Source organism: Collinsella aerofaciens (genome assembly GCF_005845035.1).
GTDB classification, from domain to species: domain Bacteria; phylum Actinomycetota; class Coriobacteriia; order Coriobacteriales; family Coriobacteriaceae; genus Collinsella; species Collinsella aerofaciens_I.
Genome location: NZ_SPFO01000001.1, coordinates 26,461 through 52,071 on the forward strand (window position 1 = coordinate 26,461; position 25,611 = coordinate 52,071).

The following is a 25,611-nucleotide window of genomic DNA, read 5'->3' on the forward strand; positions in this document are numbered from 1 at the left end:
GCTGTCCGTAAACTAGCGAGCCTGCTTAACCTTTGCCGCTGCCTCGACAAACGACTTCCACAGGTTAAAGTCGGTCTCGAGCGTCTTCCACGTGTACTCGGGGTGCCATTGCACGCCTAGACAGAATGGCTGGCCTTCGACTTCGATGCACTCGGGAACGCCGTCGGTTGCCTTGGCGACCAAGCGCGTGCTTTTACCCAGACGGTCGACGCAGCAGTGATGTGCCGAGTTGGTCTGGATCAGCCTGTGCCCGCCAACCGCGCGCTCCAGCAGCGAGCCCGGCACGACCTCGACGGGGTGCACGGGATCGTTGAGCACGTGGGTATGGCGCCACTGCGTGCGGCCCTCGCGCGCACCCAGGCTCGGCACGTCCATGCACAGGGTGCCGCCGGTGGCGACATTGAGCAGCTGCGTGCCTCGGCAAGTGGTAAAGAGCGGCTTCTTGGCGCGAAGCACCTCGTTAACCAGCTTAAACTCAAAACGGTCGCGAATCTCGCAGCACAGCGTGGGGTCGTAAGGACGCTCGTCGCCCCAGCGTTTGGGGTTGACGTCCGGGCCGCCGGGAATAGCGATACCGTCAGCGATTTCCACGTAATGACGGATAACATCGACGTCTTCGGTAATAGACATCTGCAGCGGCAGGCCACCGGCGGCAAGGATGGCATCGACAAAGACACTTGCGATTTCCTCGTTGGGGGAGAGCGTCTCGCTCAAAAACGGTTTTGCCTCTTCCCAACGCGACGCGACGAGGATGAGCGGACGGTCGGCGGGGGCGACGTCGACGTACGGGGTGTAGGACGATGAGGTGCGAGTTCCAATCATGGGCGTGGCTTTCGAATCTAAAGGTGACAGGGCGCATGAGAGACGTGGGGCAACACTTCCGATGGATTTGTCCCACGGGGCGGCTGGTTAGTGGCCCTTGATGGAGTTGAGGAAGTCCTGGGCGCGCTTGGTCTGGGGATGGTCGAAGAACTCGTCGGGCGTGCCGGTTTCCACGATCTGGCCGTCGGCCATAAACACGACGCGGTCGGCCACGCGGCGGGCGAAGTTCATCTCGTGCGTGATGACGATCATCGTCATGCCCTGCTGGGCCAGACGGACCATGACCTCGAGCACCTCATTGATCATTTCGGGATCGAGGGCGCTCGTGGGCTCGTCAAAGAGCATGGCCTTGGGCTGCATGGCAAGCGAACGGGCGATGGCTACACGCTGTTGCTGACCGCCCGAGAGCTGTGCGGGCACCTTATCGGCCTGTTCGGCCACGCCCACGCGGCTCAGCAGGTCCATGGCGCGCTCACGAGCTTCCTCCTTGGACACGCCCAGCACATCGACCGGCCCCAGCATGACGTTCTGCAGTACGGTCATATGTGCGAACAGGTTGAACTGCTGAAACACCATGCCCAGTTCGGCACGCATGCGGGCAAGGTCCTTGCCTTCCTGCGGCAGGGGGTCGCCCTCGATGAGGATCTCGCCCGAGTCGATGGTTTCCAGACGGTTGATGGTGCGGCACATGGTCGACTTGCCCGAGCCCGAGGGTCCAATCACAACGACGACCTCGCCGCGGTCGACCGAGAGATTGATGTCGTTGAGGACGTGCAGATCGCCATAGTGCTTATCGACGTGTCTGAGCTCGATCAGCGGCTGATTGCCGGTGGAAGAGGTGCTCTGTGCCATGGTGCTCGGCTCCTTATGACTCGAAATGGTAAAGCGTTAGCGGATGATGGTCGCGCCGGTCTTGTGCGAAACATAGACAGCGGCCTTGTTGATCGCGACGTTGATGAGGATGTAGATGACCGCGATAACTAGGTAGACCGACACGAGGGCGTCGTAGTTGGTAATGAGCACGCGGGCGTTTTGCATGAGGTCGGGGTAGCTCACCACGTAGGCAACGGTGGTGTCTTTGACTACGACCACAAGCTGCGAAATCAAGGACGGAATGATAAACCGAATAGCCTGCGGCAACACGATTTTAAAGGTGATTTTAGCTTTGGAGAGACCGAGTGCCTGGGCTGCCTCGACCTGACCGCGCGGCACGGCGTTGACGCCGGCGCGGAAGATCTCGGCCAGCACGCCGGCCGCAGCGAGCGCGACAGGCAGCGTGAGCATCCAAAACGACGGTAGCGCGATCTTGTACTGGGGCAGCACCAAAAAGAAGAAGTAGATAAACAGCAGGCTCGGCACGCCACGGAAGAAGTCGGTGAGCACGCGGCAAACCAGCTGCAGCGGCTTAATGTCGCTGGTACGGCCGAGCATAAGGGCTAGGCCCAGCATCAGCGCGATGGCGCCGGCGGTGAGTGCGACTTTAACGGTGCCCTCAAAGCCGGCAAGCAAGAACTTCCAGGTGGTGAGGTGCGTAAAGAAATACCAATAGTGGACCGAAAGCTGACCGGTCACATAAAAGCGCTGCAGTACCAGGATGGCGAGCGCGGCGACAGCAACAAGCGAGATGGCGGTGCCGATGCGAATCTTGGCGCGCATCTTGGGGCCGGGAGCCTCGTAGAGCGCGTCGCGCATGGTGAGCGCGGAGGTGGAGTGCTTGCTCATCGGAGGATCCTCACCTTCTTATCGATGTAGTTGCCAATGTGGCTCACCACAAAGGCTGTGCCCAGGTAGCCGAGCGCCGAGATAAAGAACGCGGCGACGCCGCCGAGCGAGCGCGTGTTGATGTAGCTCACTACGCCGGTGAGCTCCTGCGGTTTAAGCGGCACCTGGCTGCCGAGCGCGGTAGTGAGCATGACGGCGATAAAGAGGTTCGTCATGGGCAGCACGCTCGAGCGCAGCGCCTGCGGAATCACGATCTTGGCGAGGATACGGCTGAAGCTCATGCCCAGCGAGCGGGCGGCTTCCACCTGGCCGACGCCGACGGTGTTGATGCCGCTCATAAAGTTCTCGGAGCCAAAGGCCGAGCCCAAAAGAACCGTGGCGACGATAACGCAGGCGCGGTAGGGCAGAACGACCTTAAGCGGCGGCAGCGCATAGACGACGATGATGAGCAGCGCGATGCCGGGGATGTTACGGAAGACCTGAACATACAGGTCGCCAAAGACGCGCAGCGGCTTGAGCGGCGACACGCGCATCACGGTGACGGCGACGGCCAGCACCATGGCGATGACAAACGACTCAAGCGTCATGCCCCAGGTTGCTAGCAGCGCGTCGATATAGTTCTGGCCATAGAGCGACCAGAGCTCGGAGAGACTCATGCGGACCTCCCGCCGGTAAGGAAAGGGGCTCCCGTGTGTATGGAAGCCCCGACAACTCAGTGAGGAAACAGTTTAGCGCAATAAAGCGAATCGTGCGTTTCCGTATGGTTTCGTTGCGGCCGTTACCAGGCTCGCTGCCTAGGCGCCGATCTCGGGCAGCTCGGGAACGTTGGTGTCGCCCGTACGGTCGCCGATGCAGATCTGCCACAGCTCGGTCCAGGTGCTGTCGTCCTCAATCTTCTTAAGGAAGTCATTGACGAAGGCGACGCCGTCGGAATCGAGCGGCAGGCCGATGCCGTAAGGCTCCTTGCTGCCGAAGGGCTTGCCGGCGATCTTGTACTTGCCGGGCTCACGAACCAGGGCGCTCTGCTGCATGTTGTTATCGATGACGTAGGCATCAACGCGACCCTGCTGGAGTGCCTGGCGGGCCTCCTCGTCGGTCTTGAACTCCTGCTGGCTGGCCTTGGGAGCGAACTCCTCCAGGATGGCGGGGCCGTTGGAGCCGGACTGGACGGCGACGTTCTTGTCGGCCAGGTCGTCGACGCCCTTGATGTCGTCGTTATCGGCGAGCACCAGGATGGCTTGCTGGGTGTAGTAGTAGGGACCGGCAAAGGAGACGAGCTTCTTGCGCTCGTCGGTGATGGTGTAGGTGGCAAAGACGGCGTCGACCTGGCCGTTCTGCAGGACGGACTCGCGCGTGTCCGAGGTCACCTGGGTGATCTCGACCTTGTTCTCGCCCAGAATGTAGTTGGACAGGAGCTGTGCGATACCGGCATCGAAGCCACGGGTCTGACCGTCTTTTTCGTTGAGGAGGGAGAAGAGCGTGGAGGTCTGAACGCCACCGATCTTAAAGACGCCGGCGTCCTTGACGGCCGTCGCCCAGGTGCTGGCGGCGATGGCGTCGTCATCGGCCTTGGGGCCGTTGTCGACGAGCTTGTCGAATGCCTTGGCGTCGAGCGTGGTGGAAGCCTCGGTATCCTCGGAGCTCTTGGAAGAGCCGGCGGCGGAACCCTTGTCGGCCTCGGCGCTGGTGTCGGAGCAGCCGGCAAGACCAAGGCCGGCGACGGTTGCGAAAGTGGCGGCAACGAAGCCGCGACGGTCGAGAACGACCTGCTGGGAGAGGTTCTTGCTCATGGTAGAACACCTTTCTCAATAAAATCCCTAGCGGTTGAGTAGAGTTATACCCTATCGCGCTCAAATGGGTCAACAGGAAATAACTCAGAAACATACTTACCTTATGGGTTATTCTACCTACTAAAAAGGGACAGGCGCCTTTGTGGTGGTTCTTGCAGATGTGGCGGCCTGCCTTGCTGCTTTGTCTCAATCTGTAACAGGTAGACGGGAAAATGGGTTCTTACTGTTACAGATCGAGATTTTCTCTTCAGGGGAATTCGAATGTCTCAATCTGTAACATCTGGACGGACAAAAGGTTTCTAACTGTTACAGATCGAGACAAACGTTCTTAGCTCCCGACGTTTGTCTCAATCTGTAACAGTTAGACGGGAATTCGGGCCCTAGATGTTACAGATTGAGATAATCGCGTCGCGAAAATAAAAACCTCCGCGGGGGTGCTTCCCTTGCGGAGGTTTTTTCTACTCGTTCAGCAGACGTACGGTTTCGGCGGCTATGTTCTCGACCGTCATGCCGTTCTGAGCGAGCAGCTCGTTGGGGTCGTAGCGGTCGGGGAAGCCCTTGGCGATGCCGAAGGTGCGCGTGCGCACAGGCGTGCAGGCCAGATAGCACGCGACGCGCTCGCCCCAGCCACCGTCCAAGATGCCGTCCTCGAGGGTGACGACAACGCGATGCTCGGCGGCAAGGCTATCGAGGAACTCGCGGTCGAGCTCGGTTGCAAAGCGCGGGTTGACGAGCGTGGCCTCGATGCCGTACTCGGCAGCCAAGCGGTTTGCCACGCGCTCGCCCAGCTCAAAGAAATCGCCGAGCGCGAGCACGGCTACGTCGCGGCCCTGACGCACCACGTTGTAGCGCGCGACGCCGTAATCGGCGTCCTCGGCGGGAGCCAGATCGGGGCGGCTTACCAGGCCGATGCCTGGTACGCGGATCGCCACGGGATGCTCGCGGTGGTCGAGCGACCAGCTCAGCATGGACAGATATTCCTCCATGCAGGAAGGCGCCAGGTAGCGCATGTTGGGAAGAGCGCCCAGCATGGAAATATCAAAGAACGAGAGGTGCGTCTCGGATGTGGTGCCAAAGATCGACGCGCCAAACACCAAGATGGTTGCGGGGGCGTCGTTGAGGCACAGGTCGTGCCACAGTTCGTCGTAGGCGCGCTGCAAAAACGTCCCGTACACACCAAAGACTGGCTTGGCGCCCGAGCGCGCAAGCGCGGTGGCAAAGGTCACGGCGTGTTCCTCGGCAATGCCCACATCGACGAACTGTTTGCCGGCGGCAGCGCGAAGCTCGGGCGTAAAGCCCATGATGTAGGGTGTGGCGGCCGTGATGCCCACGACCTGCTGATCGCGCTTGATGGCGGCGCTGAGCGCCTCGCCCGTAATGTCGGCATAGGTGCGCGGCGCAGGCTCGCTCGGATGGCCCGGGCAGAGCTTGCGTCCAGTTGCCATGTCAAACGGACCCACGTGATGCCAGTGTTCGGGGTCGCTCTGGGCCGGCTCAAAGCCCTTGCCCTTGGCGGTGGAGACGTGCAACACGATGGGATGATCGATATTGCGCAGTTCCTTCAGCGTGTCGACCAGGGCCAACACATCGTTACCGGCGTCCAGATAGCGGTAGTCGAGCCCCATCGCGCGGAAAACGTTGCGCTCACAGGTGCCGTTGCTGGCGCGCAGCTCGGCCAGATTGCGATACAGGCCGCCATGGTTCTCGGCAATGGACTGGTCGTTATCGTTGACGATGATGATCAGGTTGCTATCGAGTTCGGCGGCATTGTTAAAGCCCTCAAACGCCAAGCCGCCCGAAAGCGAGCCGTCGCCAATGATGGTGATGACGTTGTACGCATCGCCCGCCAGGTCACGAGCGTGCGCCAGGCCGCAGCCCAAGCTCACCGAGGTCGAGGTGTGACCCATGGCGAACAGGTCGTGCTCGGACTCGTCGGGATTGGCAAAGCCAGAAGCCTCACCATAACGCTCCGGATCGATATAAGTGTACGCGCGCCCGGTCAGCGCCTTGTGGGCGTAGGTCTGGTGCGAAACGTCAAAGACAATCTTGTCGATGGGGGAGTTAAACACGCGATGAAGCGCGACCGTAAGCTCAACGACGCCCAGGTTGGGGGCAACGTGCCCGCCGACGGCGGCGGAGCTTTCGAGGATTGCCTGACGGATCTCGCCGCAGAGCAGCGGAAGCTCGGCGCGGTCGAGAGCCTTGACGTCCTCGGGCGTTGTCGTTTGCGTAAGCAGCATCGTTGTGGGTTACTCCATGCGAATCGTGCGCCGGCACTCCCTCGGCCGGCACAATTGCACAAGACAGTCTCGCACATTTTGGCGTTTGATATGTGACGGCGGCGCGGTAATTCGCCAACTGGTGGGGCAAAACGTTTTGTCCGATGCCATACTGATATGTTCCATGATGTTTTTATCGATTGTGCACAGGCCGTGGCTTGTCGCCGTGAGTCGCTGGAAGGAGGCAGCATGTCCGATGCCGTTCGTGCCGAAAAAATCGCGCACGAGGTCGACTATGCCGCCCGCCAGCTGGCCCAGGCGGGCCGCTTGGACCTGACCCACGAGTTTATCCAGCATGGCGACGTGACGGTCTATGCACATGTGACTTCAGTAGCGCGGGTGAGCCTGTCCTTTGCCGAGCGCTTGGGCCGTGCTGGCATTTCGGTCGACCGTGCTTCGTTGTTGCGCGGGGCCCTGCTGCACGATTACTTTCTCTATGACTGGCACGATCCCGACCCAAGCCATCGGCTGCATGGCTTTCGCCACCCGTTTTTTGCCCTGGCACGTGCGGAGGAAGATTTTGAGCTGACGCCGCGCGAACGGAATATTATCGTGCGGCATATGTTTCCGCTGGTGCCGGTGCCGCCGACGTGTCGTGAGGCTTGGATTGTATGCCTGGCAGATAAATGGTGCGCTCTGCGCGAGACAGTCTCCGGTCGTCTGCGGCGCAAAGGCGGCGCGAACGATTCGAACGAGGGCTCGAGTGACGGCACGAGCAAAGATTCGAGCGAAAAGAGGAGAGGGTAGACGGTGGAAACCGCGATCGATATGGCGTTTGGCGACGCGACGCTTGCCGCCTGTCCGCTCTCGGCGTCGGTGCTCTCGTTTGCCTTCTACGGTTTTTGCGGTTGGGCATGGGAATCGACAGTATGCGCCATTCTCAACCACGGACGCTTTGCCAACAGCGGCTTTTTGCTGGGGCCGTGCTGCCCCATCTATGGCGCGGGCGGCATTGCCTGCTGGCTGCTGTTGCGCGGAATTCCTGACGCGTCGACCCAGTTTGTCGCCGCAGCGCTCGTATGTAGCGTGATTGAGTACAGCGTGGGCGTGCTGTTGGAAAAGACAACAGGCGCACGCTTTTGGGATTACTCGCACCTGCCGTTTAACTTGCACGGACGTATCTGTCTGTACTGGGCCTGCGCGTTTGGCTTAGGCGCGTTGTGTATTTGCCGCGTGGTGGAGCCGGCGGTGTTGGGCCTGCTTGCCCATCTGCCGGTGCTGATTGTGCGGCTGTCCGCCTTTATCGTCGCGGTCGCGATGATGGTCGACGCGGTGTGCTCGTTGGCGAGCTGGCGGCGTCTGTCCGATCAGCTGGAGCGTGTGCGCGCCGACCTTGCCGACCGCATTAATGAGTCGCTTGCCGATGCCTCGGACTCAATGCTCGAGCGCATTCCCGAATCGACGATTGACTCGGTGGCGCAGACGCATATCCGTAGCCGTGCCGTTAACGCGTGGCTGGCCGAGCTGGGTGACGCCGCGCTTGACGCCCTGCGCGAGAAGGCTTCGATGCCGACGTTTATCGCGGATGGTGCTCGCGGCCTGGCGCTTGCCGCCCGCCGCGTGGCCGATGCCGCGCCGAGCATGCCGCGTCCGTCGCTCAGTCGTCGCCTTGCCGGCAAGCGCATGAGCCGTCCGGTGCCAAGCGTGTCGCTCAGCCGACGCGACCTGCGCTTCTTCAATGCCTTCCCGCGCTTGCGCATTAACCGCTACGAGGGCGTCATCCGAGCTACCGACCTCCGCGACCGCGCCCGCGAGCTGTTTCGGCGCTAGCCGGGACGGGCACGCTCACGGCTCCCTTGCTCGCGTATTTCCCGTCCGTTTCGCGTCCGTTGCCGTGCCGTTTCCAAGATTGCGGCACCGTTTCCATTCGACAACGCAGCGTTTAACAACGCCGTATCTGGTCTACACCAGTTGCCCCTCGGCCGCATTATGGGCGCCGACAACGTTCATGCGATCAAGGGGGAGCGAATGTACGATACGGGATCGACAACGTTTATGCTCATCTGCACTATGCTCGTGTTTTTAATGACACCGGGTCTGGCGTTTTTCTATGGCGGCCTGTCCAGGCGCAAAAATGTCATCAACACCATGCTCATGTGCTTTGGCGCCATTGGTCTGGTTGGTGTGCTGTGGATTGTTGCCGGCTGGTCGCTGGCCTACGGCGGCGACGGTTCCAGCCCGTTTATTGGAGGCCTTGACCAGCTACTGTGCCTTCCGGTGCTCAACCAGGTGCTGCAGGCGGCCGAGGGCAATGCCACTGACAGCGCCGTCTACCCTCAGATCATCAACATCGCCTTTCAGATGGCATTTGCCATGATCACTGCTGCTATCGTCACGGGCAGCCTGGCCGGCCGTGTTAAGTTTGGTGCCATGACGGCCTTCCTGGGCATTTGGCTGCTTGTGGTCTATGCGCCGCTTGCCCACATGGTTTGGGGCGGCGATGGCTCCTTTATCGGTGACATTATCGGCGCACTCGACTTTGCCGGCGGCGACGTGGTGCACATTTCGTCCGGTCTTACGGGCCTGATTCTCTGCTTAATGCTCGGCCGTCGTCGTGGCTTTGGCATGGTGAGCTACCGTCCGCATAACGTGCCGTTTGTGGCGCTGGGCGCCGGCCTGCTTTGGTTTGGCTGGTTTGGCTTTAACGGCGGCAGCGAGTTTAAGGCCGACGCCGTGGCGGCACTCGCCATCCTCAACACCGTGACGGCCAGCGCGGCGGGCATGGTCTCGTGGCTTGCCGTCGAGCGCGTGCACACCGGTCGCCCCACGCTGGTGGGTGCCAGCACCGGTTTGGTTGCGGGCCTTGTGGTGGTCACGCCGGGTGCGGGATTTGTCGAGCCGTGGGCGGCGCTGGTTATGGGCTTGATCGTATCGCCTGTCTGCTACCTGGCCATCAGCCATCTTAAGACCAAGTTCGGCTACGACGATGCGCTCGACGCGTTCGGTTGCCATGGTATCGGCGGCATCCTGGGCGGCGTGCTCACGGGCCTGTTCTGCGTGCCGGAGCTCTCGTGGACCGGTAAGGGTGGTCTGTTCTACACGGGCGACGTGTCGCTGCTCATCTCGCAGATTTTGGGCATTGTGGTGACGGTCGCTATTGTGCTGGTGCTCGACTTGGTAATCGCCGCGGTGGTCAAGGCGCTGTTCCACGGCAGTCTGCGTGTGGACGAGGCAGACGAGGCGCTGGGCCTGGATGCGAGTCAGCACGGCGAGAGCGCCTACCCTTCGTTCTCCGGACTCGATTAGCAGCTTCCCCAAGCACCGCACCTCGGCCTTCAATCGTCGTTTGCGTACCTTAAGTACGCGGCACTCCTCTTTCAGGCCGATCTGCGGCACTTGGGAAACCTGCTAAGACCTGTTAGTTGCACTTATCTGATCTACAAGGTTGGTCTGTGGCACCTGGAAAACCCGTGCCATGTGAGGGACAATTCATTTCTTTTTTTGAAGAGAGGAATTCACTATGAAGAAGATTACGGCGATTGTTCGTGCCGAGAAGCTTGAGGTTCTTAAAGACGCGCTGTTTGCTGCCGATGTCCGCGGCATGACTATCAACCAGGTGCAGGGCTGCGGTGCGCAACATGGCTGGAAGGAATACGTGCGCGGCAACGAGTTGCTTGTCAACACGATCCCTAAGGTGCAGTTCACCCTCATCTGCGCCGACGAGCACGTCGACGGCATTGTCGAGATTATCTCCAACGCCGCCCGCACCGGCGCCGTTGGAGACGGCAAGATTTGGGTCGAGCCGGTCGAGGAAGTTATCCGCATTCGTACCGGCGAACACGGTCCCGCCGCGGTGTAGAATCGACCGTCTACCATCCGCAACGTTAAAATGCTGCAATGAGGCACAAGACTTGCGTTGTGGATGGACGGATTATGGGTCGTAATAAATATCCCGAGGAGACTGTCGCGAAGATTCTCGATGCGGCGCTGGAGCTATTCTGCGTACAGGGTTATGAGGGGACGAGCATTCAAGACATCGTCGACCGCCTCGATGGCATGACCAAGGGTGCTGTCTATCATCACTTTAAGAGCAAAGAGGAGATTTTCAACGCCGCATTTGATCGGGCAACGGCTCCGATTGCTGAGCACCGTCGCGCGACACTCGGTGCTGGCAATATGACGGGAGCTCAAAAGCTCAAACGACTTTATGCGCCCGAGTCCATCGTTCCGCAAATCGAGCTATGGGCTCGCATGCATCCTGCGGCAGATCCGGTAAAAAGCTCGCGGCTGCTGGCGATGCAGTACCAAGGTTCGTTTGACGAGTCGGCCGATGGCAATCTCTTGCCAGTAATCGAGGAGGGCATCGCCGACGGCTCCATTGCGTGCGAATGCCCGCGCGAAGCAGCGGAGGCCGTATCGTTGTTAGCGAATCTTTGGCTGCTGCCATTGTTCCGTCCGCTCGAGCCCAAGGAGCGAATGCTTGCTCGCGCACAATGTTTGGCGCAGATGGCGGCCGCGGTGGGGCTTGATTTGGGTAATGAAGTGCTCCAGACAACGGCCCAGATTTGGGACGTATGGAACCGTGCCGGGTGGTAATATAGATACCAACGGTATGTAATTGATTTGTGAGGGTAGCCACGGCTGCCCTTTTCAAGTCATTAAATACATACTAACAGTATGTATTTGGGGGCAGGCTTATGGCTGGGATGCGAAGAATTAGCGTTTCATTGGCGCCAAAAACAGTGCGATCTATCAGGCTATTTGGTCTTCTTGTTGCACAGCTGTGTGCGTATTCGATGCTGTCGGCACTGTGCTTTGCGTGCCCGCTTTACTTGTTCGATTGCAGCGGCTCCTCAACGTTATATGGCGCCGTCGCGGCGATAGCGTTCATACCGGGCGTGCTCGCGACTCCGGTTGGCGGGATTTTGGCGGATCGGGGAAGACATCGCGGGGTTCTTGTGGTACTCGGCATTGTTCTGATGGCTGCATCACTGCTGTTTATCCCCATGAAGCGTTCGCTGCCTCTTGCGGTTGTCGTGGCAGCAATGCTTTGCGTCCAATATGGCATCCAATCGCTGCTGAAACCGATGCTTCAAATTGAGGCGGTGCGCATGACGGGCCAAGAAAAGGTTGAGCGTGCCACTGCGTTGGTCTCGCAGATAATCATGATGAGCAATATCTTGGGGCCTGTAGTCGGGACGGCAGTCTATGGGTGCTTTGGTATCGATACTCTATGCGAAACCGCGGCGTTGACGTTTACGATTTCAGCCCTGCTGTTCGGGGGCGCACTCAAGCAAAATGCCTCATCTGAAACGATGGGAGACGGCGCGACTCGTACGACACGCCGAAACGATTTTCGGGAGTTGATTCGGTATCTGTCTCAAAACTCATCATTGCTCGTTGTGTTTTTGATTGCGGCTATTTTGAACCTTGCGTTAGTTGGGTTAACGATTGGTGCTCCCGTTATTGTTGCAAAGCATCTCGGAATGCAGTCATCCTTTGTTGGGATTATTGAGGTGGCTATGGGCTTAGGTGGTCTTGTCGGCAGTGGTTTGGTCGGTATTTGGCCGCATCGTTTTTCCTTCAAGGGCATATGTCGATATGTTGCGATGATCTGTTTAGGAGTCGTACCGATTATTGTCACGCTACTGAGCGGTCCTAACGAATTTGCGTTTGTCGCGCTTGCGGCTGGCTCGGCATGGGTCATGGCGTGGGCAAGCGTTACATCGGTTGAAGTCGTTTCATTCGTTCAGCGGTCAGCGCCAAAGGAACTCTGCGGAAAAGTGCTGGCACTCGTTTACATGGCGCTTTCCTGCGCAACGCCTATTGGCCAATTGGTTTACGGGCTCGCATATGATCGATGGACTCCGGCGATTGTATTCGCAGGAATGTTGGCGGTGCTGACGTTGATGACAGCGCTGTTTTATCGGCTGAAAAGTCGCTTATGGCGAATGTCTTAAGGCACTGGGGCACCGTGAATTTGTGGAGGCAGTGGCACGTCGCGCCGGGACGCCATTGTTTGGGCACGCCCGTTCTCGTCTACAATATCGTGCAGACGAAGGAGAGGCATGCCCATGATCAAGATGTTTGCGAGTGACTTAGACGGAACGCTGCTGAACGCCCTGCACGAGGCGGATGGGACCATCCGCCGCGCCATTCGCGAGCTGACCGAGGCTGGCCTGCATGTGGTTCCCGCGACCGGACGCTCGACGCTGCCGATCGGCGAGCATGGCTTTACGGGCCTGGCGCTTGACGCCTGCTGCTCCAATGGATCAATCGTGCGCGACAGTCATGGCGAGGTGCTCAAAACCTGGACCATCGATCCGCAGGTTACCGAGGAGCTGCTCAAGGCATTCCCGGGCATTTGCTTTGATTGCTCCACACCCGATGGCATGTTCTCGAGTGGGTCGTTCGAGATGCACCAGGCGGGCTTTAAAAAGGACAGCCCCATCAAGCGTATTGTGATGCGCGGCATGCGTGTGCGCGGCGGGTATCACGAGGAACAGTATTTCGACCAGTCGATCGGCGACATCCTGCGCCACGATGTGTGCAAGATCAACTGCCGCGTGACCTCGCCCGAGCTGGAGCGCGACCTTAAGGCGTATTTGGCCGAGCGCTCGGACCGCGTGGTCAACGCGCCGTTCGATCCGGTGATGTTCGAAATCACGGACGTGGCGTGCAACAAGGGCGAGAGCGTGGCCTGGCTGGCGGGCTACTACGGCATTGCCGAGAACGAGGTCGCGGTCTACGGCGACGGCGGCAACGACATCGCCATGCTCAAGCGTTTCCGCCACAGCTACGCGACCAAAAACGCAAGCGATGCAGCTAAGGCCGCCGCGAGCGCGACCATCGGCAGCTGCATGGTCCACGCCGTCCCCAAACACATGCTCGCCACCATGCGCAAGCAAAACTCCCGCACTGTCATCGAATAATGTGACAAAGGGACAGTCCCTTCGTCACAGGGGTCTGTGTGCTTGGAATACGAACATATATTCGTATATATAACTAGGCTCTGGTAGAATCGGTATCGTTGACGGCAGTTCCATGTGCCGGGCAACGCCCTCCATCTGATGGGAGGTGATGCCCATGACCGATCTGATTGATTTTGTGAGACTTCTGACCGCTTTGGTCTCGTTCTTCACAGCGCTCGTCGGGCTTTCCGAGGCACTCAAGCAACGTTCGAAGCAACGTAAAAGGGGTCGCCGCCGCTAAGGCGTTGACCCCTTAATCCAAGCAACGGCGCTGTCCAGCTTTCCAGAACTTGGGCTGCCGTCGACACTATTCTACCCACGAATGACATTTTGGACAATCGGTAATGCCGCTCTAAAAGCCTGGCACAACCGGCACAACCTAGGCGGTCGCTGGATGTGACAAAGAGGCTGCCCCTTCGTCACATCCCAAATATTGCCTTTACGTGTTGATGCACACGGTGTGCAATAATACTCGCACTGTGCAATAGCGCACAGGCTGAGTAACAAGGAGGACGCTTGTCCCAGCTCGAGAAATGCGATCGCCGGTCCCTTCGCTCGCAGCGTGCCCTTCGCCAGGCGCTTGCCAGCGAGCTTGCCGAAAGCGGCGATCTTTCGCGCATTAACGTCGCGTCGCTCACCGAGCGCGCCGGTCTTACGCGCCGCACGTTCTATTCGCACTACCGCGATATCCCCGACTTTATCAGCCAGATCGAGAACGGCCTGCTTGCCGAGATTCGCGAGCGGGTTGAGCTTATCACCGCAGCTCAATTACCCGATCTTTACCGCAATATCGACGAGCTCGAGCCGGCACCCGGTTCGGTTGAGCTGCTTCGCTATCTTGCGGCTAATCGCGACCTTATCGGGGCCCTGCTGGGCCCGGGCGGCGACCCCGCCTTTATTAAAAAGATCATCGATACCGCACGCGAGGCCGTGGTGCCGCGTGCACAGACGGGCATTTTGGGCTTGGCGCTGGGCACCTTCTTTGACTACTACGTCACCTATGTCGTGAGTGCCGAGGTCGGCATGATCCAACGTTGGTTTGAGCGTGACCTTTCCGAATCGCCCGAGACCATGGCGCGCATTATGACGGTCATCGCTTTTGTGCGCCCTGGTGACCTGTACGGCCAACCCATCGATATCAACGTGCCGGAATACGGCATGAAGCTATTGAATCTGCAGCTCGAGGATGCGGTCGACACCACCGCAACCGTCGAGTCCAACAACTAAGAGGAGAGACAATGAGCAAACTCGTCGAGGGCATTAAGGACCGAATGGTCGCTGCCGCGCGTGAGGCTGCACCCGCCGTGGTGGACGCCGCGCAGAAGGCGGCGACCGCGGCTGCCGAGAAAGTTGCTGAGGCAGTTGCCGATGCCAAGAACGTGGCAGGGGAGACGTCCGTCGTCAGCGAGCCCGCCACCGCCGCTGAGCCCGTAGCCGCCGCCCAGGCCCCCGAAGGCGCGATCTTCAACCCCGAGAACGCCCGCGGCAACCTGCACCTGGGCATCGACGTGGGCTCCACCACCGTCAAACTTGCCGTGCTCAACGACGACAACCAGATCGTCTACGCTAAGTACCAGCGCCACCACACCGACGTTCGCGCCTGCGCCCGCGACCTGTTCGAGGGCGCTGCGACCGTGCTGCCGACGGCCCAGATGACCTGCGCCATTACCGGCTCGGGCGGCCTGCTGCTGTCCCAGTGGCTCGACCTGGAGTTTGTCCAGGAGGTCATCGCCAGCAAACGCGCCGTCGAGACCCTTATCCCGGCCACCGATGTTGCCATCGAGCTGGGTGGCGAGGACGCCAAGATCATCTACTTCGATAACGGCATCGAGCAGCGCATGAACGGCACCTGCGCCGGCGGTACGGGCGCGTTCATCGATCAGATGGCCACCCTGCTGCACACCGACGCGAGCGGCCTTAACGAGCTCGCGGCCAACGCCACCACCATCTATCCCATCGCCAGCCGCTGCGGCGTCTTTGCCAAGACCGACGTCCAGCCGCTGCTCAACGAGGGTGCCCGCCCCGAGGACGTGGCCGCTTCCATCTTCCAGGCCGTCGTGACCCAGACCATCTCGGGCCTGGCGTGCGGCCGTCCCATTCGCGGCAACGTCGCCTTCCTGGGCGGCCCACTGCAGTACCTCTCCGAGCTGCGCCACCGCTTCTACCTCACGCTCAACCTGGACGAGGAGCACCGTATCGTGCCCCAAAACGCCCACCTGTTTGTGGCGAGCGGCGCCGCCATGGCGCACGAGTCCAACAAGCTCAGCACGTTCCCGCAGCTCATCGAGGCCATCGATGCCCTGGGTGACACGCAGGGTGCCGAGGTCGAGCGTCTGGATCCGCTCTTTGCCACCGACGAGGACTTTGCCGAGTTCAAAACCCGCCACGACCAGGAAGTCGTCCCCAAGGGCAAGCTCGAAGGCTACACCGGCCGCGTGTTCATCGGTATCGACGCCGGCTCCACCACCATGAAAGCCGCGCTCGTGGGTGAGGACGGTCAGCTGCTGCACACCTGGTACGGCAACAACAACGGCGACATCCTGGGCACGGCCAAGGTCATCATGGCCGATTTCTACAACCACATTCCCGCCGGCTGCACCATCGGCCACGTGACTACCACGGGCTACGGCGAGGCGCTGCTCATCGAGGCCCTCAAGGCCGATTCCGGCGAGATCGAGACCGTTGCGCACCTGCGCGGCGCCAAGGCATTCCTGCCCGGTGTCGAGTTCATTCTGGACATTGGCGGCCAGGACATGAAGTGCCTGCGCGTCAAGGACGGCGTTATCGAGCACATCATGCTCAACGAGGCCTGCTCGTCGGGTTGCGGTAGCTTTATCGAGAGCTTCGCCGTCTCTATGAACATGGACGTGCGCGCGTTCGCCGATGCCGCCATCCATGCCAAGGCCCCGGTCGATTTGGGCAGTCGCTGCACGGTCTTTATGAACTCGCGCGTCAAGCAGGCGCAAAAGGAAGGCGCCACGGTGGGCGACATCGCGGCCGGCCTGTCCTATTCCGTCATCAAGAATGCCCTGTTCAAAGTCATTAAGCTGCGCGACCCCAAGGAGATCGGCAGCCAGGTGATCGTCCAGGGCGGCACCTTTATGTCCGATGCCACGCTGCGTGCGTTTGAGCAGCTCACTGGCGTTCACGCCGTGCGTCCCGACATCGCCGGCTGCATGGGCGCCTATGGTGCGGCCTTGCTCGCCCGCGATCGCGCCGGCGCCGACGGCACCTCGACCATCCTTTCGGCCGAGGACATCGCGCACCTTACCGTGACGCAAAAGCACGTCCGCTGCGGTCGCTGCTCCAACAACTGCCAGCTCACCGTCAACGATTTTGGCGGCGGTAGGCGCTTCATTACCGGTAACCGCTGCGAGAAGGGTGCCGGCCACAAAAAGCAAAAGACCGAGGCCCCCAACCTCTTCAAAAAGAAAAACGAGCTGCTCTTTAACCGCGAGGTGCTGAGCCCCGACGAGGCCCCGCGCGGCACCGTCGGCATCCCGCGCGCGCTCAACATGTACGAGAACTACCCCTTCTGGCACGCGTTCTTTACGCGCTTGGGCTTTAGCGTACAGCTGTCCGACCAGTCGAGCAAGAAGACCTACCAGGCGGGCATCGAGTCCATGCCGTCCGAGAGCGTGTGCTACCCGGCAAAGATGAGCCACGGCCATGTGATGAACCTCATCGACCGTGACGTCGACTTCATTTGGATGCCGTGCGTGCGCTGGGAGCGCAAGGAGGATCCGACCGCCGGCAACTGCTACAACTGCCCCATCGTCATGAGCTACCCCACGGCGCTGGCGCTCAATATCGACGAGATTCGCGAGCAGAACATCGAGTTCCTGTATCCGTTTGTGCCCTATCACGACAAGACCGAGCTCAAGCGCCGCCTGTACCAGGTGCTCGCCGTCGACCGCGTGGCCGATGCTGAGGCCGGTCGCGGTCGCGTGCGCGGTCCTAAAATCACGCGCTCCGAGGTTGATGCCGCCGTCAACGCCGCCTTCGAGGCCGATGCGCGCTTCCACGAGGATATCCAGACCATGGGCGAGGAGGCCCTTAAGTGGGTCGAGGACCACGGCGGCCACGGCATCGTACTCGCCGGCCGTCCCTACCATAACGACCCCGAGATCAACCATGCCCTGCCCGAGCTTATCTCGAGCTTTGGCTTTGCGGTCTTTACCGAGGATTCGCTCGCGCATCTGGTGAAGCCCGAGCGCCCCATCCGCGTCGTCGACCAGTGGATGTACCACAGCCGCCTGTACGCCGTCGCCCGTTTTGTGACGATGCGCAACGACCTGGACCTGATTCAGCTCAACTCTTTCGGCTGCGGCCTGGACGCCCTGACTACCGACCAGGTGCAGGAGATCCTGGAGGCCAGCGGCAAGATCTACACCGTGCTCAAGATCGACGAGGTGTCCAACCTGGGCGCCGCGCGCATCCGCATCCGCTCACTCATGGCGGCGCTCAAGGACCAGGAGGCCGAGCGCTTGGCCGAGGCCACGGCCGCGGGCGAGGCCTACGAGCAGGGTGATGCCGCGCCGGTGACTCCCTCCAAGGATGCTCCCGCGTTCGCGAGCCGCAAGTACACGTTCGAGGCGCAGCGTGGAAGCGCCTCGACCGCGTGGCCCAAGGTGCCCTTTACCGAGCAGATGCGCGAGGAGGGCTATACCATCCTGTGCCCGCAGATGGCGCCGATCCACTTTGACCTGGTCAAAGAGGTGTTCCGCGGTGCCGGCTACAACTTGGAGCTGCTGCCCTCGACCGATCACGACGCCGTCGAGGCCGGCCTGCGCTATGTGAACAATGACATTTGCTATCCGTCCATTTTGGTGACCGGCCAGATTATGGAGGCCATCGAGAGCGGCCGGTACGACTTGACCAAGACGGCCGTGGTTATCAGCCAGACCGGCGGCGGCTGCCGTGCCACCAACTACATCGCGCTCATCCGCAAGGCCCTGTGCGAGAGCGGCCACCCCGAGATCCCGGTAATCTCGCTTTCGGCCGTGGCACTCGGCGAGGACAACCCCGGCTTCAAGATTACGCCGGCGCTGCTTAAGCAGGCAGTCTACGCGGTGCTCTTTGGTGACGTGATGATGCAGATGCTCTACCGCTGCCGTCCGTACGAGGCAACGCCCGGTGCCGCCAACGCGCTCTACGAGGAGTACATGGCGCGCGCCCGCAAGCTGGCGCCTAAGTTCAACCGCCACAACTACACCAAGCTGTGCCGTGAGGCCATCCGCGCGTTCGACACCATGCCGCTCGTGGGCGAGGGTACCAAGCCGCGCGTGGGCGTGGTCGGCGAGATCTTGGTCAAGTTCCACCCCACGGCCAACAACCACGTGGTCGACGTGATCGAGCGCGAGGGCTGCGAGGCCGTGGTGCCGGGCCTGCTCGACTTCTTCCTGTACTCCATGAGCAATGCCGAGCTGCAGAAGGACGAGCTGGGAAGCTCTGCCACAACGCGTGCGGGTATGCAGGCGCTCATCAAGCTGGTGGACTGGATGCGCACACCGGTGGAGGAGATGCTCGAAAAGTCCCGCCGCTTTGAGGCACCCGAGCGCATCGGCACCATGGCCGACAAGGCCCGCACGGTGCTTTCGGTGTGCAACAACATGGGCGAGGGCTGGCTGCTCACGGCCGAGATGCTCGACCTGATCGACCACGGCGCGCCCAACATCATCTGCACGCAGCCCTTCGCGTGCCTGCCCAACCACGTGGTGGGCAAGGCTGTAATCAAGGAGCTGCGCCGCCAGCACCCCGAAAGCAACATCGTCGCGGTGGACTACGACCCCGGTGCGTCCGAGGTCAACCAGCTCAACCGCATTAAGCTCATGATCAGCGTGGCCAAGGAAAACATGCGCGCCGGTAAGGGCTTTAAGCTCGAGAAGGTGGCGCCGCTCGCGATGGACGAGGTCACCGGCCAGATGCGTGCCCATGATGGCTGCGTGAGCTGTGGCTCGGCCAGTGAGGAGGCCGTTGCATCGGTCGCCAAGCGTCTGGGACGTGGCATTAAGAAGTAGCTGGCCTGCTATGGGCTGGATATGAGACAAACGGGTGGTAGCCGTACCGGCTACCACCCGTTTTTGCTGGACATATGTTGCGCAAATGACCTTGCTACAGCCTTCCGTGGGCTTGCCCGATTTTTGGGCCGGTTTGGGCTTTGAGGACAAGTTACTGCAGGCCCAAGGCGATTTTTCGCTCAACGCGGGCCAGCACAGCGTGACCTATCTGCCAAACGACGAGATGATCGCTGCGGACTGCCCATCGCCACCTACGAGATGGAAGCCGAAAAGTACATCTACCGCGTGTACAAGTACAAGCTGTAGGGCTGTGCTTAGGTTTGACCAATGGAGTATGAAAACACGCCGTTCGCCGATGCCCCCTCCGCGAGTGGCAGCCATATGGTTTGATGTTAGAAACATATAGTTGTCGCCAGCCTGCTGGCGACGTTCCCCCTGATATCGGAGGTTCCAGGTATGTTTCGTGCTCCGTTAAACAACTATCGGTTGGGCTAGCATGGGTCGCCGTGCTATTTCGATAGCCCTTGCAGTGGTCTGCCTGGCTGTGCTCCTGGGCGCTACGGGGCTGTTTGCTATAAGCCGAGAAACGTCCTATATGCAGGAATGCGCTTCCGAAGGGTTTGCCATTGACGGTTACTATCGGGACGACAAGACGAGTCGGGAAACCCTGGCCTTTCTTGAAGAGGATAACCATCGGTGGCAACTGGTCGACAAAGACGGCAGCTGCGTTGACGGGCAGTTTAAGCGTACGGATGACCCCAACATCCTGATATTAAAGAAGGAAAACGGCGAAGAATTCGGTACGGTTCACGTTGCGTATATATCGCGCCGGCGCGATCAGGGGCAGATCTACCTAATTAGAAATACTAAGGTGACCCGATTTTATCTTGTGAGCACCGATCCGGCGTTTACAGTGGAGTCTGGCGATGTCGATCTGGACAGTTGATTCACGGCAATAAAACAGCGAGCGGGGTGCGGGTGTGAACTGCACCCCGCTATTTGCTCGTGTCCGTATCGCGTCTGCGCCTCGTCGTAACTTGCGTCCGCGCGAGCATTCGTCCCGCGCCGGCATTACTCCACATCAAACTCCATGCGATCGAGTTCGGGCACGTTGAGGTCAATGAGCTTGCGGGCGACGTGACGGTCGTGCGCCCCAAGCGTCTCGCTTGTCGTCACGTGAGCGACAACCTCGCGCTCGACCATGCCCTCTTCCTCGCCTTCGACGGCCGAGGTCTCGACGGCGACGGTGTAATCCTTAAAGCCCGGCAGTACCGCCGCGAGTTCGCGCGTGGTCTCGGTGACGCCGTAGCCGTCCTGAACGCCGGCCTGCGCCGAGCCAATGGAGCCTGCGGTCATAACGATGCAGGGGATGGCAAAGATGACCGTTCCCACGATGATGCGGCGGCGCACTTTGCGTGACAGCTCGTCGACCTCGGCATTTTCCTCGGCTGTCACAATGCCGTCGCCGTTGAGGTCGCGCTTGAGCGGCACGCGCAAAAGAAGCAGCACGGCTTCGGCAGCCAGCGCGATAAAGACCACGTTGATGCTAAACTCATAAAGCGCCGAGAGAAACAGTGACCCGCTTGCGATGGCGATGCCGTAGCCCGCCGCGCACAGGGGCGGCATGAGCGCGGTCGCCACGGCCACGCCGGCGATGAGCGTGGCGGGTTCCTGGTCGCGCGAGTTGCCCAGCCCGCCTGCAAAGCCGCCTGCGAGTGCGACGGTAAGGTCCCAGACGGTGGGTGTCGAGTTGTCGATGATGGCGGCCGTGGTGGTGCCAAGGGGCGAGAGCTTAAAGTACAGCGTGGACGTGACCAGGCAAAAGGCCATCTGCAGCGCAAGGCTGGCGACGGCTTCGACGGTAATCTCGCGGTCGAGCGTGGCGATGCCGTATGCCATGGCAAGGACCGAGCCCATGAGCGGGCAGATGAGCATGGCGCCCACGATGGCGATGTCCGAATCGATATCGAGGCCGATGCTCGCGATCAGCATGGCGATGATGAGGATGCATAGGTGGGAGCCAGTCAGACGCGCCCCGTTTACAAAACGCTTGCGGATCACGTGATAGGGCGCGCGTCCCCCGCGAATGTTGAACGCGCGCTTTAAAAAGCGACCAGCCTGCTCGGCAGCCTCACTATGGGCAGGGCGGATGCCGTGGCGCCGGTGATGGCGTTCGCGTAGTCGCTTGATCTGTTGTTTGTCGAGTTCCATGTCCACCTCGTTCCAGCGCGGTCCGCGCAACGCGCCCGTTGTCCTAACTCTACACCGTGGCGGGCGAGGTGTCTGTTGGATGCGGAATCCGATAGGACGGATGACGCGGGAGCAAATGCAAATCACAGGCTCAATTCCATCACGCGAAAATATGATGCACCAGCTCCTTCAAATGTGACGAAATTGTGAAGCACAGGAGCATGAATTTCAAAAAATACGCTGGTCGCCAATGTTGCGCAACAGAATTCAAAAATCAGCTCCTACATTTTGAAGCGTATGGATACATCCGTGTCAAAGGGAGAAAGCCATGGCAAACTACAGTCCACAACACTTTGAGCCTCGGGCTAAGGCCGTCAACGTCAAGGGCGTTGCCAACCGCGCCGTCGCAACCGTTTTGACGGCGGGCCTCATTGCTCAGCCGCTCATGTCGCCGCTGGCGGCAATCGCCGCACCGTCAACCGATAACGGCGATTCTGTTCAGGGGGGGGGTAGTTCTGTAGAGAATACCGTTGCCGCCGGTAACCAAGCGGTCGTAAAGACGGCTGCCCAGCTGGCCGAGGAGTCGGCAAAGCAGCTCAAGGACGCTCAGGCCGCCTACGATGCCGCCCAGAAGAAGGCCGACGCGGCGGGCCAGGCTCAAAAGCAGGCGCAGCAGCAAAAGAATCAGGCCTCGCAGGCTGTGAGCGACAACGAAATCGAGCAGAACGCAGCAGAAGTCGCCGCGCTCCAGGAGAAGATTGACGAGCTCAAAGCCGCCGTCGAAAAGACCGAGCAGCAGCAGAAGAAGCTGGGCGACCTGAACGATCAACTCGATCAAGCCAACAAGAGTGTCGAGGACAAGACCCAGGCGCTCAAGGACGCCAAGGCAAAGCAGGATGAGGCCAAGAAGGCCCTCGATGATGCCCAGGCCAAGCTCAAGGCCATGGGTATGGACGAGTACGAGGCCGCCAAGAAGGCCGTCGAGGACGCGCAGGCAAAGCTCGATGACGCCAATAAGGCCGTTACTACTGCACAGGCCAATCTGGACCAGGCCAAGGCTGCCGAGGCCAGCGCCCAGCAGGAAAAGCAGAATACCGAGGCCGCTCTGACTTCCGCCCAGGCCAAGAAGCAGGAGACTGCCGCTGCGCTCGCAGCCGCAACCACCGCGCGCGATAACGCCCAGCAGAAGCTCAGCCAGGCGCAGGCCGCGCTCGATGCCGCGACCTCGGGCACGGGTATCGACCTGAACGCGCTCGAGGCTGCCAAGGTCACTGCCGCCAGCGAGCTCGCGACCGCGCAGGCCGCGCTCGATGCCGCGACGACTGCAGACGCCACCGCACAGGCGAACCTGCAGGCTGCGCAGACTACCGTCACCGCCGCGCAGGAGAAGGCCAACGCCGCCAACGCTGCCGTGGCATCTGCCCAGTCTGCATACGATGCTGCAAATAAGGAGTACAAGGACGCGGCCAGTAAGCGTGACGCTGCGAAGACGGCATACGAGCAGGCTCAGCAGACCGAGGCCGACAAGAAGGCGGAGTACGACCGACTTGTCGAGGTCCGCCAGCAGAAGCGCGACGAGTTCGATCAAGCCCGTGCTGAAGTAGCCGCCGCACAAAATGCCTATAACACCGCGAATGCCGAGGTCGAGAAGCTTAACCAGCAGATTGCCGACCTCAAGTCGAACATGACCGTAGACCAGAATGTCATCAGTCAGGGCATGTTCGGCTTCATGAACTACATCATCGGAGGCAGCCAGTTCACGGCAACGCAGAAAAAGAATGCCCAAGATGCCGTGTCGATGCTGACCGGTGCTGAGGACAAGGCCGAATGGTATGACCAGTACGTCGATCAGGACATGTCTCGCGACACCAATCCGCTTTCCCTGGAGCAGATGCGCAACGCCCTGACCTATCTCGATACCCAGAATAACCTCCGCAAGGCGAACGGTCAGTCTGAGCTTAGCGTCAGCCTCCGCATGACTGCGGCAGCCGCCCTCAATACATCATATTCATCGAATATCTGGGGGCACTCGAACTGCTATTTCGATCAAGGTGAGAACCTTGCAGGCGGCGGCGGGGCATACGCCGGAGGCGAGACCGAGGATACTCTCGGCTGGCCATATACCGGTCTCTACACCCAGGAGAAAGAGGCATTCGATAAGTACGTCGCGCAGTATGGCGACGAACTCGGTAGCCATCGATATGATTCCTACTATATCTACCAGCACTACAACAGCATCTACCATGAGTGCGGGCACTATCTCAACATCATCGATGCCGGCGCGAAGGCTATCGGCATCGCGACAGGTAGCGGTAAGAACACCGATTCCGAGGTAACCGTTTTCGACTATAGCGGAAGCAAGGGACAGATGGATTTCACTGTCTCCGAGTTCAAGAAGCTCCTCAACGACTACATCGATTCCGCCTACAACGCAGGCGGTACGCAGGAGCAGAAGGAGCAGCTGAAGCAGCTTCAGAACAAGCTGGCAGATGCGCAGAAGAACTTCGGGGCTGCTGGAACGGCTTATTCTAACGCATTGGATAAGCAAGAAAGCGCTCGCGACGCCTATACCGCGGCCGACACGAACGTGAACGCCGACAAGGGCGAGTACGAGAAGGCTCAGTCCGCTACTGCTGCCGCCAAGTCCGCCTATGACGCTGCCGAAGCCGAGCTTAAGATCATCGACGTCAAGACGCCCCAGACCAAGCTCGACGCCGCCAAGGGCGAGGCCACTACTGCCCAGGCAGCTCTCGATAAGGCTAACGCCACGCTTGCTGACAGCAAGACGAAGGCAGCCGATTCCGCTGCTCGAAAGGCGAAGGCTCGCAGCGCCCGCTATGCCGCCAAGGCAAAATCCGACCAGGCCAACGAGGCGTATGACAACGCTACCGCTTCGGTCAAGGACCTTGCCGCCAAGTGCGATGCCGCCAAGACGGATCTTGCGAACAAGCAGGGCACGCTTAACGATGCCAAGAAGGCCGACGATGCCGCCCAGGCAGGTGTAGACAAGGCCAAGGCAGCAGATGCCCAGGCCGCGACCGCTCTTTCGGGCGCCAAGCAGGCAGTTGCCGCCAAGACGCAGGCCCTGTCCGACGCACAGGCGAAGGCCAAGGCCGCCGAGGACGAGCTGGCCACCGCAAACAAGGCCTTCGAGCGCTTCGCCGGTGCCCAGAAGGCGGTCGACGACGCCAGGGCCGCCTATGACGCTGCCGTCGCCGGTGTCGCCGATGCCCAGAAGCAGCTCGAGGCCGCCAACGAAGCCGTCGTCGATGCGAACTTCGAGATCGTCAAGGCCAAGGCCGAGCTTGCCAGCGATGAGGCACTCAAGGCCGATCTTGAGGCTGTCGACCACAAGGCCTCCCTTGCCGCGGGCACGACGGGCAACGAGAAGCTTGTCAAGCTGAACGCTGCCTACGCTCGCTATAAGGCCGCCGTCGATGCCGCTGCTGGTCTCAAGGCTGCTCTGAGCGATGCCGATGCCAAGCTGTCCGATGCCAACGACGCCTATGCCGCCGCGCTTGCCGAGCTTGGCGATGCCAAGGATGCCCTGGCTGCCGCGCAGGCCGAGTACGACGAGTATCATCCCAAGGCTGAGCCGCAGGCCAAGGCTCAGGTTGCGCAGGCTGCTGCAAAGGCTCCTGTCGCCAAGAAGAAGGCAACGTCGGCCGCGCTCGCCCAGACTGGCGACAATTCCGCTCTTGCGGGCGAGGTGTTCGTCATCGGCGGTATCACCCTCGTGGCCGCTGGTGTGACGCTGAGCGATCGTCGTCGCAAGCAGATGTAGCGTTTCGAGCGTAGTTTCTGCAACGAACTTCGGTTCATAGCAGGAGCGCTTCGATGGCTTAACCGATAAGGCCGGCGCGCTGTCATGCGCAGC

The 25,611-nt window shown here is 60.4% G+C and carries 19 protein-coding genes; 12 read left to right on the top strand and 7 right to left on the bottom strand.

Annotated elements, in window-relative coordinates; genetic code table 11:
• Positions 1-12 precede the first annotated feature (12 nt).
• The 6 genes from FGQ67_RS00115 to FGQ67_RS00140 all read right to left on the bottom strand — a co-directional run bounded on the left by FGQ67_RS00115 (position 13) and on the right by FGQ67_RS00140 (position 6,574).
• A complete protein-coding gene (locus FGQ67_RS00115; RefSeq protein ID WP_138339542.1) occupies positions 13-822 on the bottom strand; it encodes a gamma-glutamyl-gamma-aminobutyrate hydrolase family protein in 810 nt (269 codons plus the stop codon).
• 87 nt (positions 823-909) lie between these two features.
• A complete protein-coding gene (locus FGQ67_RS00120) occupies positions 910-1,674 on the bottom strand; it encodes an amino acid ABC transporter ATP-binding protein (protein WP_138339543.1) in 765 nt (254 codons plus the stop codon).
• A gap of 36 nt (positions 1,675-1,710) precedes the next feature.
• Positions 1,711-2,544, bottom strand: coding sequence for an amino acid ABC transporter permease (locus FGQ67_RS00125; RefSeq protein ID WP_138339544.1), 834 nt, complete (start codon positions 2,542-2,544; stop codon positions 1,711-1,713).
• Positions 2,541-3,200, bottom strand: a complete 660-nt coding sequence (locus tag FGQ67_RS00130) for an amino acid ABC transporter permease (RefSeq protein ID WP_138339545.1) — start codon at positions 3,198-3,200, stop codon at positions 2,541-2,543. Before FGQ67_RS00130 ends, FGQ67_RS00125 begins: the two co-directional genes overlap by 4 nt.
• A gap of 138 nt (positions 3,201-3,338) precedes the next feature.
• Positions 3,339-4,334: a glutamate ABC transporter substrate-binding protein gene (locus FGQ67_RS00135; RefSeq protein WP_138339546.1), complete on the bottom strand. Its 996-nt coding sequence runs from the start codon at positions 4,332-4,334 to the stop codon at positions 3,339-3,341.
• A gap of 458 nt (positions 4,335-4,792) precedes the next feature.
• Positions 4,793-6,574, bottom strand: coding sequence for a 1-deoxy-D-xylulose-5-phosphate synthase (locus FGQ67_RS00140; protein WP_138339547.1), 1,782 nt, complete (start codon positions 6,572-6,574; stop codon positions 4,793-4,795).
• Between the two features lie 228 nt (positions 6,575-6,802).
• Between FGQ67_RS00140 and FGQ67_RS00145 the strand changes: the two genes are divergently transcribed.
• From FGQ67_RS00145 to FGQ67_RS00190, 11 genes are all read left to right on the top strand, one after another.
• Positions 6,803-7,360 (top strand): HD domain-containing protein, encoded by a 558-nt coding sequence (locus tag FGQ67_RS00145; protein WP_138339548.1) that lies wholly within the window; start codon positions 6,803-6,805, stop codon positions 7,358-7,360.
• A 3-nt stretch (positions 7,361-7,363) separates the two neighbouring features.
• A complete protein-coding gene (locus FGQ67_RS00150) occupies positions 7,364-8,383 on the top strand; it encodes a putative ABC transporter permease (RefSeq protein WP_249934335.1) in 1,020 nt (339 codons plus the stop codon).
• 198 nt (positions 8,384-8,581) lie between these two features.
• On the top strand, positions 8,582-9,859 hold the full coding sequence (locus tag FGQ67_RS00155; protein WP_138339549.1) for an ammonium transporter: 1,278 nt from the start codon (positions 8,582-8,584) through the stop codon (positions 9,857-9,859).
• 214 nt (positions 9,860-10,073) lie between these two features.
• Positions 10,074-10,412 carry a P-II family nitrogen regulator gene (locus FGQ67_RS00160; RefSeq protein WP_138339550.1) on the top strand — a complete coding sequence of 113 codons (339 nt, stop codon included), beginning with the start codon at positions 10,074-10,076 and terminating at the stop codon, positions 10,410-10,412.
• A 74-nt stretch (positions 10,413-10,486) separates the two neighbouring features.
• A complete protein-coding gene (locus FGQ67_RS00165) occupies positions 10,487-11,149 on the top strand; it encodes a TetR/AcrR family transcriptional regulator (RefSeq protein ID WP_171025106.1) in 663 nt (220 codons plus the stop codon).
• A gap of 101 nt (positions 11,150-11,250) precedes the next feature.
• Complete coding sequence (locus FGQ67_RS00170) at positions 11,251-12,513, top strand: MFS transporter (protein WP_138339552.1); 1,263 nt, start codon at positions 11,251-11,253, stop codon at positions 12,511-12,513.
• Between the two features lie 114 nt (positions 12,514-12,627).
• On the top strand, positions 12,628-13,485 hold the full coding sequence (locus tag FGQ67_RS00175; protein WP_138339553.1) for an HAD hydrolase family protein: 858 nt from the start codon (positions 12,628-12,630) through the stop codon (positions 13,483-13,485).
• 154 nt (positions 13,486-13,639) lie between these two features.
• Positions 13,640-13,765 (top strand): hypothetical protein, encoded by a 126-nt coding sequence (locus FGQ67_RS10315; protein ID WP_255413493.1) that lies wholly within the window; start codon positions 13,640-13,642, stop codon positions 13,763-13,765.
• 275 nt (positions 13,766-14,040) lie between these two features.
• Positions 14,041-14,751: a TetR/AcrR family transcriptional regulator gene (locus FGQ67_RS00180; protein WP_138339554.1), complete on the top strand. Its 711-nt coding sequence runs from the start codon at positions 14,041-14,043 to the stop codon at positions 14,749-14,751.
• Between the two features lie 11 nt (positions 14,752-14,762).
• A complete protein-coding gene (locus FGQ67_RS00185; protein WP_138339555.1) occupies positions 14,763-19,544 on the top strand; it encodes a 2-hydroxyacyl-CoA dehydratase in 4,782 nt (1,593 codons plus the stop codon).
• Between the two features lie 496 nt (positions 19,545-20,040).
• On the top strand, positions 20,041-20,490 hold the full coding sequence (locus FGQ67_RS00190; RefSeq protein WP_138339556.1) for a hypothetical protein: 450 nt from the start codon (positions 20,041-20,043) through the stop codon (positions 20,488-20,490).
• Positions 20,491-20,615: 125 nt separating this feature from the next.
• Here FGQ67_RS00190 and FGQ67_RS00195 read toward each other — a convergent pair whose 3' ends face one another.
• Positions 20,616-21,755: a DUF389 domain-containing protein gene (locus tag FGQ67_RS00195; protein ID WP_138339557.1), complete on the bottom strand. Its 1,140-nt coding sequence runs from the start codon at positions 21,753-21,755 to the stop codon at positions 20,616-20,618.
• A 307-nt stretch (positions 21,756-22,062) separates the two neighbouring features.
• Between FGQ67_RS00195 and FGQ67_RS00200 the strand changes: the two genes are divergently transcribed.
• A complete protein-coding gene (locus tag FGQ67_RS00200) occupies positions 22,063-25,518 on the top strand; it encodes a CAP domain-containing protein (protein WP_138339558.1) in 3,456 nt (1,151 codons plus the stop codon).
• The last annotated feature ends 93 nt before the right edge of the window (positions 25,519-25,611 follow it).

Excerpts from the sequence above, each read along its gene's own strand:
- FGQ67_RS00115 (WP_138339542.1), bottom strand. The coding sequence starts at position 822 with ATGATTGGAACTCGCACCTCATCGTCCTACACCCCGTACGTCGACGTC.
- FGQ67_RS00120 (WP_138339543.1), bottom strand. The coding sequence starts at position 1,674 with ATGGCACAGAGCACCTCTTCCACCGGCAATCAGCCGCTGATCGAGCTC.
- FGQ67_RS00125 (WP_138339544.1), bottom strand. The coding sequence starts at position 2,544 with ATGAGCAAGCACTCCACCTCCGCGCTCACCATGCGCGACGCGCTCTAC.
- FGQ67_RS00130 (WP_138339545.1), bottom strand. The coding sequence starts at position 3,200 with ATGAGTCTCTCCGAGCTCTGGTCGCTCTATGGCCAGAACTATATCGAC.
- FGQ67_RS00135 (WP_138339546.1), bottom strand. The coding sequence starts at position 4,334 with ATGAGCAAGAACCTCTCCCAGCAGGTCGTTCTCGACCGTCGCGGCTTC.
- FGQ67_RS00140 (WP_138339547.1), bottom strand. The coding sequence starts at position 6,574 with ATGCTGCTTACGCAAACGACAACGCCCGAGGACGTCAAGGCTCTCGAC.
- FGQ67_RS00145 (WP_138339548.1), top strand. The coding sequence starts at position 6,803 with ATGTCCGATGCCGTTCGTGCCGAAAAAATCGCGCACGAGGTCGACTAT.
- FGQ67_RS00155 (WP_138339549.1), top strand. The coding sequence starts at position 8,582 with ATGTACGATACGGGATCGACAACGTTTATGCTCATCTGCACTATGCTC.
- FGQ67_RS00160 (WP_138339550.1), top strand. The coding sequence starts at position 10,074 with ATGAAGAAGATTACGGCGATTGTTCGTGCCGAGAAGCTTGAGGTTCTT.
- FGQ67_RS00165 (WP_171025106.1), top strand. The coding sequence starts at position 10,487 with ATGGGTCGTAATAAATATCCCGAGGAGACTGTCGCGAAGATTCTCGAT.
- FGQ67_RS00170 (WP_138339552.1), top strand. The coding sequence starts at position 11,251 with ATGGCTGGGATGCGAAGAATTAGCGTTTCATTGGCGCCAAAAACAGTG.
- FGQ67_RS00175 (WP_138339553.1), top strand. The coding sequence starts at position 12,628 with ATGATCAAGATGTTTGCGAGTGACTTAGACGGAACGCTGCTGAACGCC.
- FGQ67_RS10315 (WP_255413493.1), top strand. The coding sequence starts at position 13,640 with ATGACCGATCTGATTGATTTTGTGAGACTTCTGACCGCTTTGGTCTCG.
- FGQ67_RS00185 (WP_138339555.1), top strand. The coding sequence starts at position 14,763 with ATGAGCAAACTCGTCGAGGGCATTAAGGACCGAATGGTCGCTGCCGCG.
- FGQ67_RS00190 (WP_138339556.1), top strand. The coding sequence starts at position 20,041 with ATGGGTCGCCGTGCTATTTCGATAGCCCTTGCAGTGGTCTGCCTGGCT.
- FGQ67_RS00195 (WP_138339557.1), bottom strand. The coding sequence starts at position 21,755 with ATGGAACTCGACAAACAACAGATCAAGCGACTACGCGAACGCCATCAC.
- FGQ67_RS00200 (WP_138339558.1), top strand. The coding sequence starts at position 22,063 with ATGGCAAACTACAGTCCACAACACTTTGAGCCTCGGGCTAAGGCCGTC.